At 61.4% G+C, this 16,267-nt stretch carries 17 protein-coding genes and 1 tRNA gene; 5 read left to right on the forward strand and 13 right to left on the reverse strand.

Annotated features, from left to right (window positions below; translation table 11 throughout):
• Positions 1 to 13 precede the first annotated feature (13 nt).
• Entirely contained in the window at positions 14 to 352 is a 339-nt protein-coding gene (locus ACZ881_RS17110) for a YnfA family protein (protein WP_476117244.1), read from the forward strand.
• A 63-nt stretch (positions 353 to 415) separates the two neighbouring features.
• Here the strand turns inward: ACZ881_RS17110 and ACZ881_RS17115 are convergent.
• Positions 416 to 498 (reverse strand) — tRNA-Leu (locus tag ACZ881_RS17115).
• Between the two features lie 117 nt (positions 499 to 615).
• Here ACZ881_RS17115 and ACZ881_RS17120 point away from each other — a divergent pair.
• Complete coding sequence (locus ACZ881_RS17120; RefSeq protein ID WP_476117246.1) at positions 616 to 762, forward strand: hypothetical protein; 147 nt, start codon at positions 616 to 618, stop codon at positions 760 to 762.
• 67 nt (positions 763 to 829) lie between these two features.
• Here the strand turns inward: ACZ881_RS17120 and ACZ881_RS17125 are convergent, their stop codons facing one another.
• The 3 genes from ACZ881_RS17125 to ACZ881_RS17135 form a co-directional block, all read right to left on the reverse strand.
• The gene (locus tag ACZ881_RS17125; RefSeq protein ID WP_017197270.1) at positions 830 to 2,236 is read right to left on the reverse strand and encodes an amino acid permease; all 1,407 of its coding nucleotides are present in this window, start codon (positions 2,234 to 2,236) and stop codon (positions 830 to 832) included.
• 224 nt (positions 2,237 to 2,460) lie between these two features.
• Positions 2,461 to 3,768 carry a M18 family aminopeptidase gene (locus tag ACZ881_RS17130; protein ID WP_476117248.1) on the reverse strand — a complete coding sequence of 436 codons (1,308 nt, stop codon included), beginning with the start codon at positions 3,766 to 3,768 and terminating at the stop codon, positions 2,461 to 2,463.
• A 37-nt stretch (positions 3,769 to 3,805) separates the two neighbouring features.
• Positions 3,806 to 4,687, reverse strand: a complete 882-nt coding sequence (locus ACZ881_RS17135) for an intradiol ring-cleavage dioxygenase (RefSeq protein ID WP_476117250.1) — start codon at positions 4,685 to 4,687, stop codon at positions 3,806 to 3,808.
• 163 nt (positions 4,688 to 4,850) lie between these two features.
• On the opposite strand from ACZ881_RS17135, the gene ACZ881_RS17140 reads away from it, so the two are divergent.
• From ACZ881_RS17140 to ACZ881_RS17150, 3 genes are read left to right on the forward strand one after another with little or no spacing between them, the layout of a single operon-like run.
• Entirely contained in the window at positions 4,851 to 5,294 is a 444-nt protein-coding gene (locus ACZ881_RS17140) for a hypothetical protein (RefSeq protein WP_364308573.1), read from the forward strand.
• Positions 5,291 to 6,031, forward strand: coding sequence for a cyclase family protein (locus ACZ881_RS17145; protein WP_476117253.1), 741 nt, complete (start codon positions 5,291 to 5,293; stop codon positions 6,029 to 6,031). Before ACZ881_RS17140 ends, ACZ881_RS17145 begins: the two co-directional genes overlap by 4 nt.
• Before the next feature lie 50 nt (positions 6,032 to 6,081).
• On the forward strand, positions 6,082 to 6,861 hold the full coding sequence (locus ACZ881_RS17150) for an IclR family transcriptional regulator (RefSeq protein WP_476117255.1): 780 nt from the start codon (positions 6,082 to 6,084) through the stop codon (positions 6,859 to 6,861).
• On the opposite strand, the gene ACZ881_RS17155 is transcribed toward ACZ881_RS17150, so the two are convergent.
• The 9 genes from ACZ881_RS17155 to ACZ881_RS17195 all read right to left on the reverse strand — a co-directional run bounded on the left by ACZ881_RS17155 (position 6,852) and on the right by ACZ881_RS17195 (position 16,239).
• Positions 6,852 to 7,628, reverse strand: coding sequence for an IclR family transcriptional regulator (locus ACZ881_RS17155; RefSeq protein ID WP_476117257.1), 777 nt, complete (start codon positions 7,626 to 7,628; stop codon positions 6,852 to 6,854). The genes ACZ881_RS17150 and ACZ881_RS17155 overlap by 10 nt on opposite strands.
• 138 nt (positions 7,629 to 7,766) lie before the next feature.
• Positions 7,767 to 9,209, reverse strand: a complete 1,443-nt coding sequence (locus tag ACZ881_RS17160) for an amino acid permease (RefSeq protein WP_476117259.1) — start codon at positions 9,207 to 9,209, stop codon at positions 7,767 to 7,769.
• 164 nt (positions 9,210 to 9,373) lie between these two features.
• Positions 9,374 to 9,913, reverse strand: a complete 540-nt coding sequence (locus tag ACZ881_RS17165; RefSeq protein WP_179018003.1) for an RNA polymerase sigma factor — start codon at positions 9,911 to 9,913, stop codon at positions 9,374 to 9,376.
• Positions 9,910 to 10,671: a hypothetical protein gene (locus ACZ881_RS17170; protein WP_476117261.1), complete on the reverse strand. Its 762-nt coding sequence runs from the start codon at positions 10,669 to 10,671 to the stop codon at positions 9,910 to 9,912. Before ACZ881_RS17170 ends, ACZ881_RS17165 begins: the two co-directional genes overlap by 4 nt.
• 97 nt (positions 10,672 to 10,768) lie before the next feature.
• A complete protein-coding gene (locus ACZ881_RS17175; RefSeq protein ID WP_091464196.1) occupies positions 10,769 to 11,461 on the reverse strand; it encodes a response regulator in 693 nt (230 codons plus the stop codon).
• Entirely contained in the window at positions 11,458 to 12,747 is a 1,290-nt protein-coding gene (locus tag ACZ881_RS17180; protein WP_476117263.1) for a sensor histidine kinase, read from the reverse strand. Before ACZ881_RS17180 ends, ACZ881_RS17175 begins: the two co-directional genes overlap by 4 nt.
• A gap of 26 nt (positions 12,748 to 12,773) precedes the next feature.
• Positions 12,774 to 13,625, reverse strand: a complete 852-nt coding sequence (locus tag ACZ881_RS17185; protein ID WP_476117265.1) for an ABC transporter permease — start codon at positions 13,623 to 13,625, stop codon at positions 12,774 to 12,776.
• 2 nt (positions 13,626 to 13,627) lie between these two features.
• Positions 13,628 to 14,572: an ABC transporter ATP-binding protein gene (locus ACZ881_RS17190; protein WP_091464204.1), complete on the reverse strand. Its 945-nt coding sequence runs from the start codon at positions 14,570 to 14,572 to the stop codon at positions 13,628 to 13,630.
• A 164-nt stretch (positions 14,573 to 14,736) separates the two neighbouring features.
• Complete coding sequence (locus tag ACZ881_RS17195; protein ID WP_476117267.1) at positions 14,737 to 16,239, reverse strand: phosphatase PAP2 family protein; 1,503 nt, start codon at positions 16,237 to 16,239, stop codon at positions 14,737 to 14,739.
• Between the last annotated feature and the right edge of the window lie 28 nt (positions 16,240 to 16,267).

A 16,267-nucleotide genomic window follows, 5' to 3' on the forward strand; every position in this document is an offset into this window, starting at 1 on the left:
GAATACTGGGGTTATGACCGTCCTGAAGTCCATCATTCTGTTCGTTTTGGCCGCCGTCGCAGAGATCGGCGGCGCCTGGCTGATCTGGCAGTCTGTGCGCGAAGGCAAAGCCTGGTGGTGGGCAGGACTCGGCGTCGTCGCATTGGGCATCTACGGCTTTTTCGCGGCGTTCCAATCGGACGCTCACTTTGGCCGCGTGCTCGCGGCCTACGGCGGCGTATTCATCGCCGGCTCGCTTGCATGGGGAATGCTCATGGATGGCTTCAGGCCGGACCGTTGGGACGTCATCGGCGCCGCCATCTGCCTTTTTGGGGTGGGCGTCATAATGTTTGCACCGCGGACCGGCGGCTGAGGCCCGGAAGCAGGCCCACGAACGACAAAACCCCCGGAAGATCAACTTCCGGGGGTTTCTTTGTGCGCGGAGGGGGACTTGAACCCCCACCCCCTTTCGAGGACTAGCACCTCAAGCTAGCGCGTCTGCCATTCCGCCACCCGCGCAAGGTGATCAGGAGAACGTGTTTCGATATTCTCCTTGACAGCGTCAAAAACACTAACACGAAGAACGGCAATCCGTGGATTCCTGTTGCCCGGAAAGAGTCCCACTAGGGTGGGGCCATGGATGCCACACCCCTGAACACCCTGGTCCTGACGGTCGTCTTCTCCGCGATCGCCCTCTATTTCTTGTACTTTGTGATCCGTGCGGGCGTACGCGACGGCATCCTGCAGGCCGACAAGAAACGCAACGACCAAGCCGAACCATAAAGCGAAACGGGACAGCCGCCGTCGAGCATTGACGGCGGCTGTCCCGCTGCAGAAAAGGCGACGGCGGTCAGGAACCGATCTTGGCGCGCTCGGCTTCCCCGCCAAGCACCGGAGTGGCGGGCGTGTTGCCCTTATTGCGGTAGCGAAGCACGCCGATGCCCACCACAACGGCAGCCAGGGCCAGCGATAGGAACAGCGATTCACGGGTGGATTCTATGATGACCATACCGATGATGAGTGCCACGATGGCGCCAATCGCTATCCACGTGAGGTACGGGAAGAACCACATCTTGAGGTCGAGATCCTTGGCTGCCGCGCCCATTCGCCTGCGTAGAATAAGCTGCGAGGTCGCGATGACCAGCCAGACGAACAACGCGATGGCACCTGACGTGTTCACGAGGAACAGGAACACCGAGTTCGGGGCAATGTAGTTCGCTCCGACGGTGAGGAATCCAACCACGGTGGAAGCGAGCACTGCCGCGGCAGGCACGCCACGCTTGGAGATCTTCATCCAGGACTTGGGAGCGTCGCCGCGCTGCGAGAGCGAGAACAGCATGCGGCTGGCGGTGTACAGGCCCGAGTTCAGGCAGGAGAGCACCGACGTGAGGACAACAATGTCCATGATGGTGCCGGCGCCCGGGATTCCGTAGAGCTCGATGACAGCAACGTACGGGCTCTTGGCGACGGAGGCGTCATTCCAAGGCAGCAAGGTCACCACGATGGCAATGGAGCCGATGTAGAAGATCAGGATGCGCCACACAGTGGACTTCACAGCCTTCTTGACGGCGTCCACCGGGTTCTCGGATTCACCGGCAGCAATGGTTGCGATCTCCGCGCCGAAGAAGGAGAACACCACCACGAGGATGCCCGCGAGGACTGCGCCGGGACCGTTGGGCATGAAGCCGCCCTGCTCCAGCAGATTGGCTACGCCCGGCGCTGAGACGCCCGGCATGAAGCCGAGGATGGCCACGATTCCGGCCAGCAGGAAGATGACGATTGCCGCTACCTTGATGGATGCGAACCAGAATTCGAACTCGCCGTAGGACTTCACCGAGCCGAGGTTGGTCAGCGTGAGGAGCACCATGAGAATGAGTGCCCAGACCCATTGGTCAACACCCGGCACCCAGCGATGCATGATGGCCGCACCGGCAGTGGCTTCGATGCCGAGCACGATAATCCAGAACCAAGCGTAGAGCCAGCCAATGCTGAATCCGGCCCAACGGCCCAACGCTTTGTCAGCATAGGTGGAGAACGAACCGGTCTCAGGGTTGGCTGCGGCCATTTCACCAAGCATTCGCATGACGAGGATGACCACGAGGCCGGCAGCAAGGTAGGCCACCAGGATGCCCGGTCCCGCCTGCTGGATAGCGGCCCCGGACCCAACGAACAGGCCTGCCCCGATGACGCCGGCGATGGCGATCATGGACAAGTGTCTTGGTTTTAGGGACTTTGAAAGCTGTTGGTCAGCGTGCATGGATCGGCGCCGTCCTTTGAGGTTTTGAGGTTGGCCGCAGTGGTGTGCCACGGGCCACATGACTAATTCACGTTAACCTCCTACACCGACGCGCATCCTGTGCAGCTGAACAAATTGCGCGTGACGAAAAGAGATGGGCGCACAAAATGTAAACCTTGAGGAATCCAAAGTTTCCTGTAGGAAACTTTTGTAATACCCCTGAAATGACTACTCTAGGCTTCTGCCTAGACCGCTGCTCGGAAGAACTGCTCAGCTACCGTCGCCAGACTCTTCGCGTCCTCCACGCCGCACAGCTCCCGCGCAGAGTGCATAGACAGCAGCGGGATACCCACGTCCACCGTTCGGATGCCGAGGCGGGTAGCAGTCAGGGGCCCGATGGTGGAACCACATGGGAGGTCGTTGTTGGAAACGTACTCTTGATACGGAACGCCGGACTCATCGCAGAGACGGGCCCACAAAGCCGCACCCGTAGCGTCGGTCGCGTAACGCTGGTTGGCATTGATTTTGAGCAGCGGCCCCCCGTTCAGCACCGGCCTGTTCGCGGGATCGTGCTTCTCCACATAGTTCGGGTGGACGGCGTGGCCGGCGTCCGCAGAAACACAGAACGACGCCGCCATGGCCTGCCGCCTTTGACTCACCGACGCACCCAGGCCGTCGGAGATGCGCACCATAACGTCCTCGAGGATGGGTCCACAGGCACCGGAGCGCGAGTTGGAGCCGATCTCCTCATGATCGAACGCGGCCAGGACCGCGATGGGACCCGTTGTCGGTAGAGAGGACGCATGCGCTATCAGCGCCACCAGACCCGCGTGCGTGGATGAAAGGTTGTCCAAGCGGCCTGAGGCGAAGAACTCACCCTTGGCCCCGAAAACTGCCGGTGCCTGCGTGTCCGCCACTACGACGTCGTAACCACCGATGTCCGCAGCATCAACGGTGATGCCTTCCACACGTGAGGCGAGCAGTCCCAAGAGGTCCTCTCCGGCGGGGTCGCCCTGGCCGAAGATAGGGTTCATATGCTGTTGCTTGGACAGGTGGAGCCCGTTGTCGTTGACGCCGCGGTCCAAATGAATGGCAAGCTGCGGGAAGCGAAGGAGTGGACCCGTCGCGGTCAGGTGCTGAGTGCCGTCACGAAGCACCAATCGGCCTGCCAGCTGCAATTCACGGTCCAGCCAGGAGTTAAGCAAAGGCCCGCCATAGACCTCCACCCCGGCCTGCAGCCAGCCGAATTTTCCGGTGGTCGGCTTCGGCTTGAGTTTGAACGAGGGCGAATCTGTGTGTGCACCGAGGATGTTGAAACCAGTGGTGGGGCCGGCGCTTTCGGGGGTCACCCAAGCGATGAGCGCCCCGTCACGGATGATGTAGAACTTGCCGGCTTCGTCGTCCCAGGGCTGAAATTCATCCAACGCGGTGAAGCCTGCGGCGTCCAGCCGCCGAGCAGCCTCATGCACCGCGTGGAAGCTCGACGGAGACGCCGAAACGTACTCGCCCAGGTCCTTGATGTGGTCAACTGCTGCGCTGGCATTCGAAGGCATGCCCCCGAGTCTAGCCCTGCTTTCGCAGCTGAACGGCCTAAACGGTGACGTTCAGCGCGGCCGTGTAACCACCCGCCACGGAACCGGACATAGTCGCCAGCTGGTATATTCCTCCATCGTCACCAAAGACGTTGTCCGAGGTCAAAGTAGTGTTCGGGAAGTTTCGGGCGCTGGACTCATAACCGGAAGTTGCGTAAACCTCCTTACAGGCAGTCTCAGTGAGCGCTATCTGCGAGACGGCGAGCACCTGTCCGGCGGCCGAGGTGTTGCTCATGGACTCAAATACCTCGAAGTGAATATGAGGCCAACGGCCGTTGTAGGCACCGGGGTAAATAGTACTGAAGGTGAGTTGCCCGTTGGCGTCGGCTTCCTGGACGCCGCGAAGGTAGTTCTCATTCTCAATGCCTGAATCGTAAAGCGAGTACTTCCCGTCTTTGTCGCAGTGCCAGGCGTACACGGCGGCACCGGCCAAAGGAGCGCAACCGTTGGCGTTGTCCAGGAGCGTCAGGGTCACTGTCAGCGGCACGCCCTCGGCCTTGGTGGTGGAAGTTCCAAAGCTGGACCTGATGTCGCGACGGACCACCCCGGACGCCTCCAGCACGTTGGGTCCGTTGGAACCGTCGCCCGGGTAGGGCCCAAGAGTCTCCTCCGGGATCTCCACTCCGCATTCTGCGAAGGCACGGGTCACGGTGCTCGTAGCGGTTGGCGACGCGGCCGCCGTCGCGCCTTCAGTAACGGTGGCGGTAGCTGTGGCAGCGCTCGACGGCGATGCGCTGCCGCCTCCCGTACCCGGCGTACAGGCGGCCAGGGCTGCTGCCGTTCCGGCACCGAGGAGCACCCCCAAGCTGCGACGCCGGCTCAAGAGCGTGGAGAGGTCGAATTCAAGGCCACGATCGTGGTCGGGGTGAGGAGTTGTCATGCATCCATGAAACGCGCCGCGCCTATGGGTTGTACATGGGGAAACTGTGCCGCGGCTGTGAAGATCGACCCATCGGTGTGCAGTATAAACATTTTCATATGCTTGTAATGCTCGTCACGTCGTGGCACGATATCTCGAAGACATACTGACGGAAGGGTCCCCCATGAACATCGAACTCAAAGCGGTGCGCAAGCTTCGCATCCATTGGCCCATTCCCGTGGAGACAATGACGCAACTGGCGGGGGGCAACCTCCAGGCATTGAACGCGGATGCGGGCATCACATCCCTGCTCGAGGAACTGCAAGCCACTCCGGAACTCGGCGGCTTCGGTAACTATCACCATGTCTTCGAGTCTTCCGCAGGCTTCGAAGGCTTCACCGTGGCCGAGGGCGCCAACCCCACGCTGGGCACCGTAGGCCAGCGAACAATCTCACCCACGTTCGTGTTCACCACCTACTTTGACGACGCCCTGGATCAGTCCGCCGTCCAAGCACTCGTTCAACGAATAGTCGACATCCACCCGTGGGAAGTTCCCGTCATCGAAGTCTCGGGACCTCTCAGTGTCTCCAGCAGCGCCGCTCAGGTCGAAACGAGGCTGGCATCATGAGCTCCCCCCTATGGCAGGACTTGGCGCCACTTCTCCTCAACAGAACTTTCACCGACCTGACCCATGCCTTTCATCCGGGCCAGCCCCACTTTCCGGCATTCCCGGACGAGGCCAGGGAAACCCTCTTCGATCTGGAGAAGGGTGACGGTTTCACTGCCCACAGGTATTCAATAGTGGGCCAGTGGGGCACCCACGTGGATCCGCCGTCGCATTTTGTCCGTGGCGGGCGGACGGTCGATCAGCTTCCCGTCGAGGACATGGTGTTGCCATTGGTTGTCCTGGACATCAGCAACCGGGTCCTGGCCGACCCGGATGCCACGCCCAGTGTGGAGGATGTCCTGCAATGGGAATCGCGTAACGGGAAAATCCCGGCAGGTGCATTCGTGGCCCTGCGCACTGGATGGAGCCGCCGCTGGCCTGACACCGCAGCAATGGCGAACGTCGACGACGCCGGAATAAGCCACACTCCCGGGTGGTCTCGGGACGTCCTGGAGTACCTCATCGAAAAGTGCCACGTCACCGCCGTCGGCCACGAACAAACTGACACCGACCCTGGCATGGCTACCTCCCGCAAGGACTTCAGCTTGGAAACCTATGTCCTCGCCCAGGACAAATGGCAGATCGAACTGATGGCCAACCTGGATCACGTTCCTGAGGCGGGGGCCGCCCTGATCGCAACGTGGGCAAAGCCGCTCGAGGGAAGTGGCTTCCCGGCTCGCGTCTTCTCCATCCACTAGAACTTCCATCCCATACACGCGTGTCTCGGCCGGGTGGCTAGAATCGATCCATGTCAAAGACCTCCAGCATGGGCCGTGGAATGATGGCCCTCCTTGCAGTGGGGGCACGTCATGCCGAGGGATTCGATGGCGGCACGGTGGCTGACATCGCAGCCCGCCTGGACAAGGACCGTAGTCAAGTGTCGCGTAGCCTTAAAGGTGCACAGCAGGAAGGCTTCCTCAGGCGTACTGGGCAGCGTGAATACAGCTTGGACTGGTCCATCCTGACAGACGCCCAATTGGTAACTGAGCAGCGGCTGAAGACTGACGGCTTCACTGCCTTGGAAGGCCTGGCTTCCGAAACCAACGAGGCCTGCTTTCTGGGCGTGCTCAGCGGAAACAGTACGGTCACCATCGGCGAGCAAGTTCCGGACAGTGCCAATCTGGTGGGTTCATGGCTTGGCCGCCCCTACCCCGCCTACTGCAGTGACGCCGGCCAAGCACTCCTTTGGGATGCCGAAGAGGATGAGATACGGAAGATCTTTGATGGTGTGGAGTTCGTCAAACACGGGCCCAATACGCCGGTGTCCGTCGACGACTTCCTGAAACGGCTCAACGAGGCGCGCACCCGTGGCTACTCCATAGTCGATGAGGAAGCCGAGCCCGGGCTCTACTCACTGGCCGCCCCGATCAGGGACTTCAAGGGGGAAGTCGCAGCGGCGCTGCAGGTCGTTGGGCCCAAGTCACGCATCGGACCCCAGCGGGAGGCATTCGCCATAGCACTCGGCTCATGGCGTGATTGGCTTGAGGTCCAGGTGGGCGGACGCAGGTGGTCCCTCATTCAACCTTGAACAGCGAGCTCCGCCCTGGCACCCAGCCGCGTTGAAGCGGGCTGAAGTACCGCAGCAATCTCCGAGGCAGCCGCCTCCAGGCTTGACCGGCTACCCAGAACGCTGAGGGCAGCCGCAATTCGGCCTCCGCTTTCGCGGACAGGGACAGCCAACTCCCATACTCCGTGTTCAAACTCTTCGGCGGCCAGCACAAAACCCTGGGTTCGGTCGCGTTCCATGAGTCCTGCGACCTCCGCTGCAGAATGCGCTGCCGCCGGGCCGCCGACGCCGATGAAATTGACCTCGGCGAGCAGGGACTCCAACTCAGTGACTGAGTGATCCCACAGCAATGCCCGCCCCGAACCCGTGCACCATACCGGGGTGACCATGCCGGGCTTGGCGAACCCACCCAGCACCGAGTTATTAGTGGACGAACGCAACAAGAGAACCCTGACGCCGTCGCGCACCGAGAGTCGGGACCTCAAATCGAGAGCAGACACCAGCTCCTCCAGCTCAGCCCGTGACTGATGAACCCACCCGGCATTGAGGGCGGCAGCGAGACTGAAGAACCGCGGTCCTGTCCGAAAGGGACCGCGGTCTACGCGTTCGAGCAGTCCCAGGTCACACAGCTCCTGAGCCAACCGGGACACCCGGCTTTGCTCCATGTCCAGCTCTGCCGCCAACTGCGACACTCCCAGGAGTTGGCGGCCCTGCTTCTCGCGGTCCGTTACCAAGCGAACAAGACGAAGGCCCTGCGCCAATGACGACGCTTCTGGTGACACATCCACGAAAACTGCTCCTTCCATCAAGCCGTTCACGCAATTCTCACACGCGGGCGTTAGCGCACGGTCATTGCGGCTTGCTGGCAAAACAGGCTTCGCGACCGGACAATTCGGCCGGCCGCGAAGCTTGGTGCAAGGGTCAGATCAAGCAGGACGCTTTGCCCTGGACTTCCGGCCATACCGGAAGTGGAAGAACAGGTAGCAGGCGGCCACGAAGGGAACACCGAAGTACAGGGCGGCAATCTGGGAAGGGTCAAAAGCTATACCCACCAGGGACACCAGACAGAGCGCAAAGGCCAAGATAGGCACCAAGGGAAAAAGAGGCGCCTTGTAAGCCAGATCCGCCACGCGCCCACCATTGCGGACGAAAGCCCTGCGGTGGAAGAAATGGGATGCGGTAATGGACATCCATACGCCCACAACGGCGAAGCCTGCGATGGAAACAAGGGCAAGGTAGACGGTCTCTGGCGCAGCCACACTGCTGACCAGCGATGCCAGCCCACCCACCATGCTGACGGAAAGGGCAATAAGGGGTATTCCACGCCGGGTCAGGCGCTTGAGCGCTCTGGGGGCATGCCCTTCATCTGCCAGCGAATAGAGCATACGTGCGCAGGAGAACAGTCCGCTGTTCCCGGCGGACAAAAGCGCGGTGATGATGACGAAGTTCATGATGTCCGCCGCGAAGGGGATACCGACGGAGGAAAAGACCGTGACGAAGGGGCTCTCGTCCAGCCCCACCTGGTCGAAGGGCACAGTAGCCGCGATGACTGCAATGGCACCCACAAAGAAGATCAGGAGGCGGATGACGGTGCTGCGCATGGCTTTGGGGATGTTCTTGGCCGGATCCTTGGTTTCCCCGGCCGCTACGCCAATGAGTTCCGAGCCGGAAAAGGCATAGAAGACGGCCAGCGCAGTAATCAGGACGCCGGTAAAGCCGTTGGGGAATAGACCACCCGAAGTGTTGAAGTTCTCCAAGAGGAACGGATGGTTGTTGGACTCCGACAGTGGGTGGAAGCCGAACAGGGCAGCCCCGCCGAAGACGATCAGGGCAATGATGGCCCCCACCTTGACGATTGAGAACCAGAATTCGGATTCTCCAAAGAACTTGGAGGAAAAGGCGTTGAACCCAAACAGCATGGCGGCGAAGACGAGGCACCACACCCAGACCTCAATATCCGGGAACCACCGCTGCATGAGCAATCCTGAGGCTGTGAACTCAGATCCGATTGCCACAGCCCAGCAGAGCCAGTAAAGCCAGGCGGTGGCGAAGCCTGTTGCCGGACCGATGGAACGGGAAGCGTAGATGTGAAAGGCGCCGGAGACCGGGTAAGCAATGGCCAACTCTCCGAGGCAGGCCATCACCAGGTAGACCACGAAGGCTCCCACCAGATAGGCAATGACGGCACCGAGGGGACCTGCCTGGGAGATGGTGTAACCGGAACTCAGGAACAGGCCTGAACCGATGACACCTCCCATTGCGATCATGATCAAGTGCCGCGGCCCCATTGACCGGCGCAGGCCGGTTTCCACCGGGGCCGGAAGGGCGGCGGATGGATGGTCCAGCTTCAGGGGTGTAGAAGATTCCATGTCTTGTCTCCGTTAACTGACAGATGCGAACGGCACGCCGGGAACTCTCGGTGTGGGGAGCCGAAGCGGCGCTTGTAGTGACGAAGGTAACACATAACCAAGCCCTAATGAGCGTTAAATGCATTTGTGAATGTATATAACGCACGTTACGTCCACCGGTGAAGCTACTCCTTCGACTCAGGATTACGTTCCAGAGTGTCCTTCAACTGCTTTCGCGCGCGCGAGTAGCGGGTCCTCGACGCAGTTGCAGAGAGTCCCAGGATCGCCCCTGCCTCAGCGACTCCGAATCCGTCCCAGACAATCAACATGACCAATTCCCTGTCCTTCAGCCGAAGAAGGGAAAGGGCTCTGTGAACCTCCCCATCGGATTCGTATGGTGCTTGCGGTTCATGTACGAGCCCTTGACGCAGCTTTTCCGATAACGCTCCCCTGCGGACCTTTCCCCGGCGGTGGTTTGCCAACACTCCTTTGGCAACGCCGAAACTCCACGCGCGGACCTCCGCTTGGCCCTCTGGCAGTCGGTCGCGCTGTCGCCACAGGACCAGGAGCGCCTCGGACACACAGTCGGCCGCATCCTCTACGGGATCAACTCGGCGCACGAAGTATGCCATGAGCGCAGGTGTCAGCTCCCGGACATTTTCCTCGAACCGGTCTTCGAGGATGGTCGTCCATGAGAAGTCAGCGCCGGCAGGGGTCGGAGTCACTGCTCCAGACCTTTGATCATGTCCCTGCAACCCAAGGATCGGTGATCAGCTTCCACAGTCTCAGCGTTACCTGCTTCGGCTGCGGCAACGGACGCCGTCATGCGGTCCACCACGCCACCCCCGTCCGTGGCAATCGTGGCTGGCCATGCAAGGGACTGCTTGAGGACAGAGACCGCCTTCGCTTGCCCTTCCCGGTCGCCTGCAGAGTGCCGGTCCAGCCATTCTGCTTCCCATAGGCACCGAACCAACCCTTCGTACCGGACGGTAGGTGCGATGTCCTGAGTGACGGTGCCACTGCCCTGATCATTGTCCTGATACACCTTCGCTTCCTTCAGGGAGGAGGCGTTCTTGAGTCGCGCTTCGTCATACCTCGGGGGCAACGGCAGCGAACTGTATTTGGACTTGGCGAACTCTGCGTAGTCGGAGGCAAGCGGATTGATCCATTCCGAACCCGGTACGTCCAGGTTCCGGATGTTGCCCTCCCCGGTTGATGTTGGAACAGGTAACGGGTTTTCGACCTCCTCGGTCAGGAATCCCATGAACTGCGCTACCGCCGGGGAAGCCACCCCGACGCCGGCCGCTCCCACCGCGCTTGCGACCAACAGCGAAATCCAACTACGCCGTTTCCGGGGAGTTGGCTTGCGGGATGCTCCCGCCCGCAGTTCCTTGACGACGTTGTGAGCAGCATCAGGCTCGAAGGCCCACTTCTTTGCCGGATCTGCCCGCTGAAGTTGCGCATCCAGTTGCTCATCGTTCATCGTTCCCCCAAAGCTTGCGTACCGTGTCCTAACAACCTGTACATGTCCGGACGCGCAGCAAACGTGGCAGCAAGCTATTTCGAGGGCAGGCTGAGTGTCAGTAGTCCGGGTTGCTCGGCACCACGAGCCCGGTTTCGTAGGCGTAGACCACAACCTGCACCCGGTCCCGGAGCTGCAGCTTGCTCAGGATTCGGCGGACGTGGGTCTTCACCGTGGCCTCGGATAGGAAGAACTTGTGGGCGATCTCAGCGTTGGAGAGGCCCTCCGCGATGGTGGTGAGGATTTCCGTTTCCCGCGGTGTGAGTTCATCCAGGAGCGGGTCCCGATGCGGACTCGGCGCGTGACCGGGCACGACGCCCCCGCGAACGTAAGTTTCCAGCAGCCGTTGCGTAACACGTGGCGCCACCACAGCATCGCCACTGGCAACCAGGCGCACTGCGTGGACCAGCTCAGAGGGAGCAACATCCTTGAGCAGGAATGCGGAGGCCCCGGCTTGTAGTCCGGTGAAGGCGTACTCATCAAGGTCGAACGTGGTCAGGATGATGACCCGTGCATCGGAGCCTGAATCCGAGATCCGACGCGTGGCTTCAATGCCGTCCATGCCGGGCATGCGTACGTCCATCAGCACTACGTCCGGTTGCAGGGCCTCAACCTGGCGCACGGCCTCAATCCCATCGGAAGCCTCGCCCACAACGTGGAAGTCCTCTTGCCCTTCAAGAATGAGCCGGAAGCCCATCCGCAGCAGTGGCTGATCGTCCACCAGCAGCACTTTGATGTTGTCTTCGGTCATGATTCCCCCTTTTCGCCGTTCCAGCGGAGCTCGGCATGGACCGCCCAGCCTCCCCTTTTTCCTGGACCGGCAGTAACGATTCCAGCATAGATTCCGGCACGTTCATTCATTCCCGCAATGCCTTGTCCGGTCCCCAGGCTGCCCACGGAGTCGCTGCTGCCCTCGCGGGTTCCGCGGCCGTCGTCGAGCACGTCAATGGTGACCAAATCGCCGTCGCGGGCCACGTGCACGTCAACTCGGCTCAGCGACCGACCGTACCGCAGGACGTTGGTCAGCGACTCCTGCACGATCCTGTAGACGGTCAGTTCAAAAGCGGGGTCGGCCGGGAGGCCCGGCCCCGAATGGGCGTAGTGCAGCGGCAGTCCGGCGGTGCGGAAACCGTCCAGGAGTTTCGCCAGGTTCTGACCGGATTCAAGGGGCGTCAGCGGTGCCGGTCGCCCGGAGTCATCCCGCAGAACCCCGAGGACCCTGCGCATATCGGCCAGTGCGGCCCTTCCGGTGCGTGATAGTTCGCCGAGGACCTCACCGGCTCGATCCGGATCCTTCTTGACCACCACGGCGGCCCCGTCTGAGAGGCTGATCATGACTGTCAGCGAGTGGGCCACGACGTCGTGCATTTCGCGGGCGATCCTGTTGCGCTCGGTGACCTTGCCGAGCTGCGTGGTCCTCGCGGCCCACGCCGCGATTTCCGCTTCGTGCTCCCTGCGCTGCCGTACCGAGATGCCGATGCCAGTAGCCAGGAGGTTGGACAGCATGATGGATGCCGCAGTGGCGATGTTGTTGATGAGGTGGAAGTTCTCCGGGACGTCCTGCAAGTTGTCCATCTGGCTGGGGCTCGTCCACATGAACAAGTAGAGAAGGCTCAGCGGCAGGCTGGCTGCAGCAAAAACCACCAGTGCCAGTGCACGCTTCCTCAGGGACGCCACGGCATAGAGCGCAAACCAAAGACCCGCAGAAACGTTCGAGCCCCACGGGTTCAGGATGGTGGCCGCGATTTCCAGAAGCGCGACGGCGAGCACCACCTGAAGCGGGAATTGCCGCCTGAAAATCAACGCGATGGCGATCAACAGCAGGATTGCCACCACGAGCCACTTGCCATCGATGATCGAGGTAATGATGGTGGGCAACGCCAACAGAAGGTAGCAAAGGATCACCACGGCATCCATGGCCCGTGGGCGCTTGTAGAAGTAGCGCCGGATCCTGCCCCTGCGGCGCTGGGTAATTTCAGCGAAGGACGCGTCGGCCGTGGTGCCCGACGCGTCCTTCATCTGCGAAACTTCAGTCATGGATTGAGCCTAGACGGCAACCCGTCCTAGACGTCCCGCTTCTTGAGTAAAACCATGGCCAGGGCTACCGGCACAACCACCCAAGCACCAAGAACCAGCGCAGCCTGCCACGCTTCCAGCGTGTCCGGGACGTGCTCGACGGCGGTCATCGGAGTGATGGTGCTGGTGGGCAGGTACTTGTTGGCTTCCTTGAAGAAGTCGCCGGGGATGAGCTGGAAAGCTATGGGTGCAACGAACAGGAGTCCCACCAGGCTCATGATGCCACCGGCCGAGTTACGGACGATTGTTCCCAAGGCCATGCCAATGGCCGCCACAGCTGCAACGTAGAGGCTGTTGACCAGGAGGAGCTTGATGGACTGTGAACTGCCGAGATCCAGCTTGAGGTCGTAGGTATCGACGATTGGTAGCGACACCAGGCCGGCGATGTAAATGGACACCGCTGTCAGCAGGAAGGCGCTGACCATGACCACAATGAGCTTGGCCAGGAATGGCGTGAGCCGCTTGGGAACGGCGGCAAACGTTGAGCGTGCCATGCCGGTGGTGAACTCGGAGCTCATGAGCAGGACGCCCAAGGAACCGAGGATGAGCTGGGCGAACGAAATACCTGACGTGGGGATGGTGACTGCGAGGTCTCCGCCTTGTGCGGCCATGGCGGCTGCCACTTCGGGATCGGCGGCGGCCTGCTCCGCAAACTGCCCTGTTCCCCAGGCCGAGAGAGCTGCGAAGCCCACCATGACCAGTGCCGTGGAGGCCAGGAGGATCAGAGTGGACATCAAGGTGCGGAACTTGATGAATTCCGAGTTGAGTACGCGGTGGAACGCCGGTCCGGGACCGACGGAGTTACGGATGGACTTGCGGTCCAAGGTAGTGGTGCTCATGTTTATTTCCCTCCGACCTGAGCGGGAACCGAGGCCCCGGTGGTGATGTGCGAGTGGTATTCGACCTCGTCCTTGGTGAGCTCCATGTAAGCCTCTTCAAGGCTTGCCTGGAGCGGGGTCAGCTCGTAGACCATGACCTGGTTCTCCAAGGCGGTGCGTGCGATGCCTCGGGGATCCAGCCCTGAAACCTCCAGCAGTTCGCGTTCGTGGACCTCCACGGAGACACCGGTTCCGGCAAGGAGCTGCATGAGGCGTTCCGGCTGATCAGTGCGGACTCGGGTGCGTGCCTGGCCCTTGCCGGTGATGATTTCGGCGATGGGTGCGTCGGCGATGATCCTGCCTCGACCGATCACAATCAGGTGGTCTGCCGTCAGCGCCATCTCACTCATGAGGTGGCTGGACAGGAAAACTGTGCGTCCTTCGGAGGCCAGGTACTTGACGAGGTTGCGAACCCAAACCACGCCTTCAGGATCGAGGCCGTTGACCGGCTCGTCCAGGATGATGGTCTGTGGATCGCCCAGCAGCGCGGCGGCTATGCCGAGGCGCTGACCCATACCGAGCGAGAATCCCTTGACCTTCTTCTTGGCAACGTCACCCAGGCCGGTCATCTCGATGACTTCACGAACCCGGCTCTTGGGGATGCTGTGCGTCGCCGCCATGGCAAGAAGGTGGTTGTAGGCAGTGCGGCTCGTGTGGACAGCCTTGGCGTCCAGAAGGGCACCAATCTCGCGCAGCGGCGCCTTGTGCTGGGCGAAGGGCTCACCGTTCACGGTTACAGAACCCGACGTAGGAGCGTCCAGTCCCATGATCATGCGCATTGTTGTTGACTTGCCGGCACCGTTCGGGCCCAGGAAGCCCGTCACCCGTCCGGCTTGGACAGTGAAATTGACGCCGCCAACGGCGGTCTTCTCGCCGTAGACCTTGGTCAGGCCTTTTGCTTCGATCATGGAAGCGTTCCCTCCTCGGAGCACATATGTGTGCAAGTGAGTTTTGAATGTACCTACAACGCTACTCACGGAGGGGCGGTAAATCGCCTGTCTCAGGGATGATTCAGGGTTCAGTCAGGGTAGTCCTCGCGGATGACCCGGTCCGGTCAATCCCGTAGGCCAACTCAGTCCGCCGGCAGCGGCGAGTACACGGTGAGCTCGCGCGGTTTCACAGTGAACGTCGCACTCCGGACTCCGGGCTTCGGCTCCCCGTCAACCGCCAGGACCAATGGTTGCCCAATAGCCTCCACCGTGATTGTGGTGGCCTCGGTCAAGTGGGTGACTTTGGACGCGGCAACGGTGCCGGTCACTACCGCCCACAGTAGTCGCGCCCGGGCGAACGGCTCATCGGCTGTGATCATGCGCAGATCGAAAACACCGTCGTCCAACACCGGCCTGCGAAGCGGCGCATGATCGCTGGGATAGAACCGGCCCCTGCCCATGTAGAGGATCCACAGCTTGTGTTTCACCCCATCCACCAGGAGGGTGGTGGGGGAGTTCACGCCGAACGTACGCAGGGACGCCACCAAGCCGGCCAGCGGTTTGCCCATGGCCGGCTGGAGCCGCTCCCGCCGCCTCACCAAGTTGGGATACACGCCGACGCTGGCAGTGTTCAGCATGGCCAGATTCGTTGTCTCCGGCGTCTCGGGGAGGCCCCGCTGCACCACCACGTGTCCCAGGTCGACGGACGCTGCATGTCCTTTAGTCACAGCATCGATCGCGTCGTCAATCGAGCTGGTGCCGAGGTCGCGGGCGAAGTGGTTGAGGGTTCCGCCCGGAAGCACCAGGAGGGGCAGTGAATGCTCGACGGCGGCAGCCGCGGCAGTGCCAACCGTTCCGTCACCGCCCCAGACACCGAGCGCAACGGTGCCTGGCCGGGTTGCCGCCGCATCTATCTCGGCCGCGACGTCCTCACCCTCAGAAATTTCCCGTATATAAGCCTTAGGGAATATAACTTTCAACAATTCCGCAGTCTCGGGGGAGTAAGAACCACCTAGGACGTTGACAGCGATACTCAGCCCTTCGCCGTCGGAAATTGCCGGTGCCTCCGCAGGGGTCCGCCGGGGAGCCGGTTCGGGCGGTCGCGCTGGCCACCACTTGCGGGTCAGTAAGGCCGCTCCCGCCCCCAGGGCGGAACCGAACACCACATCGGAAGGCCAATGGGCACCCGTGTGCACGCGCGAGTAGGCGACGCCGGCAGCGATGGGAGCCAACAAGGCGCCCAGCGTCGGGGAAACAATACCGGCGCCTACTGCAAAGGCCACCGCCGACGCGGAATGACCGGACGGCATGGAAGAACTGATCGGCTGGGGGTGCACGAAACGAAAGATGGGCAAATGCTCGGGCAGCGGGCGGGTCCGGGGCAGCGCCGTTTTGAAGACCAGATTTGTAACCCCGGAGGCAACACCCAAGGCAAGGAGGCCGTGCAGGGCTGCCCTCCGGGGCTTTCCGGGGAAAGTAGCCATGATCCCTGCAATACCGAACCAAAGTTTGCCTTTGGTGGCCGCAGCAGAGAGTTCGCGAAAGAACACGTCGTGATCACCCTGGGGTTGCCGGGACACAGCCCGGACCAGGAAATGATCGAATCTCGCAACCCGTTTGGGGCCTTTGCCCAAGAAGCCTCGCATCCCATCACACTAACGCCTGCCGGTGTCG

The organism is Paenarthrobacter sp. TE3676 (assembly GCF_056279165.1).

Coding starts and splice junctions, on each gene's coding strand:
- ACZ881_RS17195 (WP_476117267.1), bottom strand. CDS start 16,239: ATGCGAGGCTTCTTGGGCAAAGGCCCCAAACGGGTTGCGAGATTCGAT.
- ACZ881_RS17160 (WP_476117259.1), bottom strand. CDS start 9,209: ATGGAATCTTCTACACCCCTGAAGCTGGACCATCCATCCGCCGCCCTT.
- ACZ881_RS17140 (WP_364308573.1), top strand. CDS start 4,851: ATGAACATCGAACTCAAAGCGGTGCGCAAGCTTCGCATCCATTGGCCC.
- ACZ881_RS17180 (WP_476117263.1), bottom strand. CDS start 12,747: ATGACTGAAGTTTCGCAGATGAAGGACGCGTCGGGCACCACGGCCGAC.
- ACZ881_RS17125 (WP_017197270.1), bottom strand. CDS start 2,236: ATGCACGCTGACCAACAGCTTTCAAAGTCCCTAAAACCAAGACACTTG.
- ACZ881_RS17190 (WP_091464204.1), bottom strand. CDS start 14,572: ATGATCGAAGCAAAAGGCCTGACCAAGGTCTACGGCGAGAAGACCGCC.
- ACZ881_RS17170 (WP_476117261.1), bottom strand. CDS start 10,671: ATGAACGATGAGCAACTGGATGCGCAACTTCAGCGGGCAGATCCGGCA.
- ACZ881_RS17135 (WP_476117250.1), bottom strand. CDS start 4,687: ATGACAACTCCTCACCCCGACCACGATCGTGGCCTTGAATTCGACCTC.
- ACZ881_RS17150 (WP_476117255.1), top strand. CDS start 6,082: ATGTCAAAGACCTCCAGCATGGGCCGTGGAATGATGGCCCTCCTTGCA.
- ACZ881_RS17130 (WP_476117248.1), bottom strand. CDS start 3,768: ATGCCTTCGAATGCCAGCGCAGCAGTTGACCACATCAAGGACCTGGGC.
- ACZ881_RS17110 (WP_476117244.1), top strand. CDS start 14: ATGACCGTCCTGAAGTCCATCATTCTGTTCGTTTTGGCCGCCGTCGCA.
- ACZ881_RS17175 (WP_091464196.1), bottom strand. CDS start 11,461: ATGACCGAAGACAACATCAAAGTGCTGCTGGTGGACGATCAGCCACTG.
- ACZ881_RS17185 (WP_476117265.1), bottom strand. CDS start 13,625: ATGAGCACCACTACCTTGGACCGCAAGTCCATCCGTAACTCCGTCGGT.
- ACZ881_RS17145 (WP_476117253.1), top strand. CDS start 5,291: ATGAGCTCCCCCCTATGGCAGGACTTGGCGCCACTTCTCCTCAACAGA.
- ACZ881_RS17120 (WP_476117246.1), top strand. CDS start 616: ATGGATGCCACACCCCTGAACACCCTGGTCCTGACGGTCGTCTTCTCC.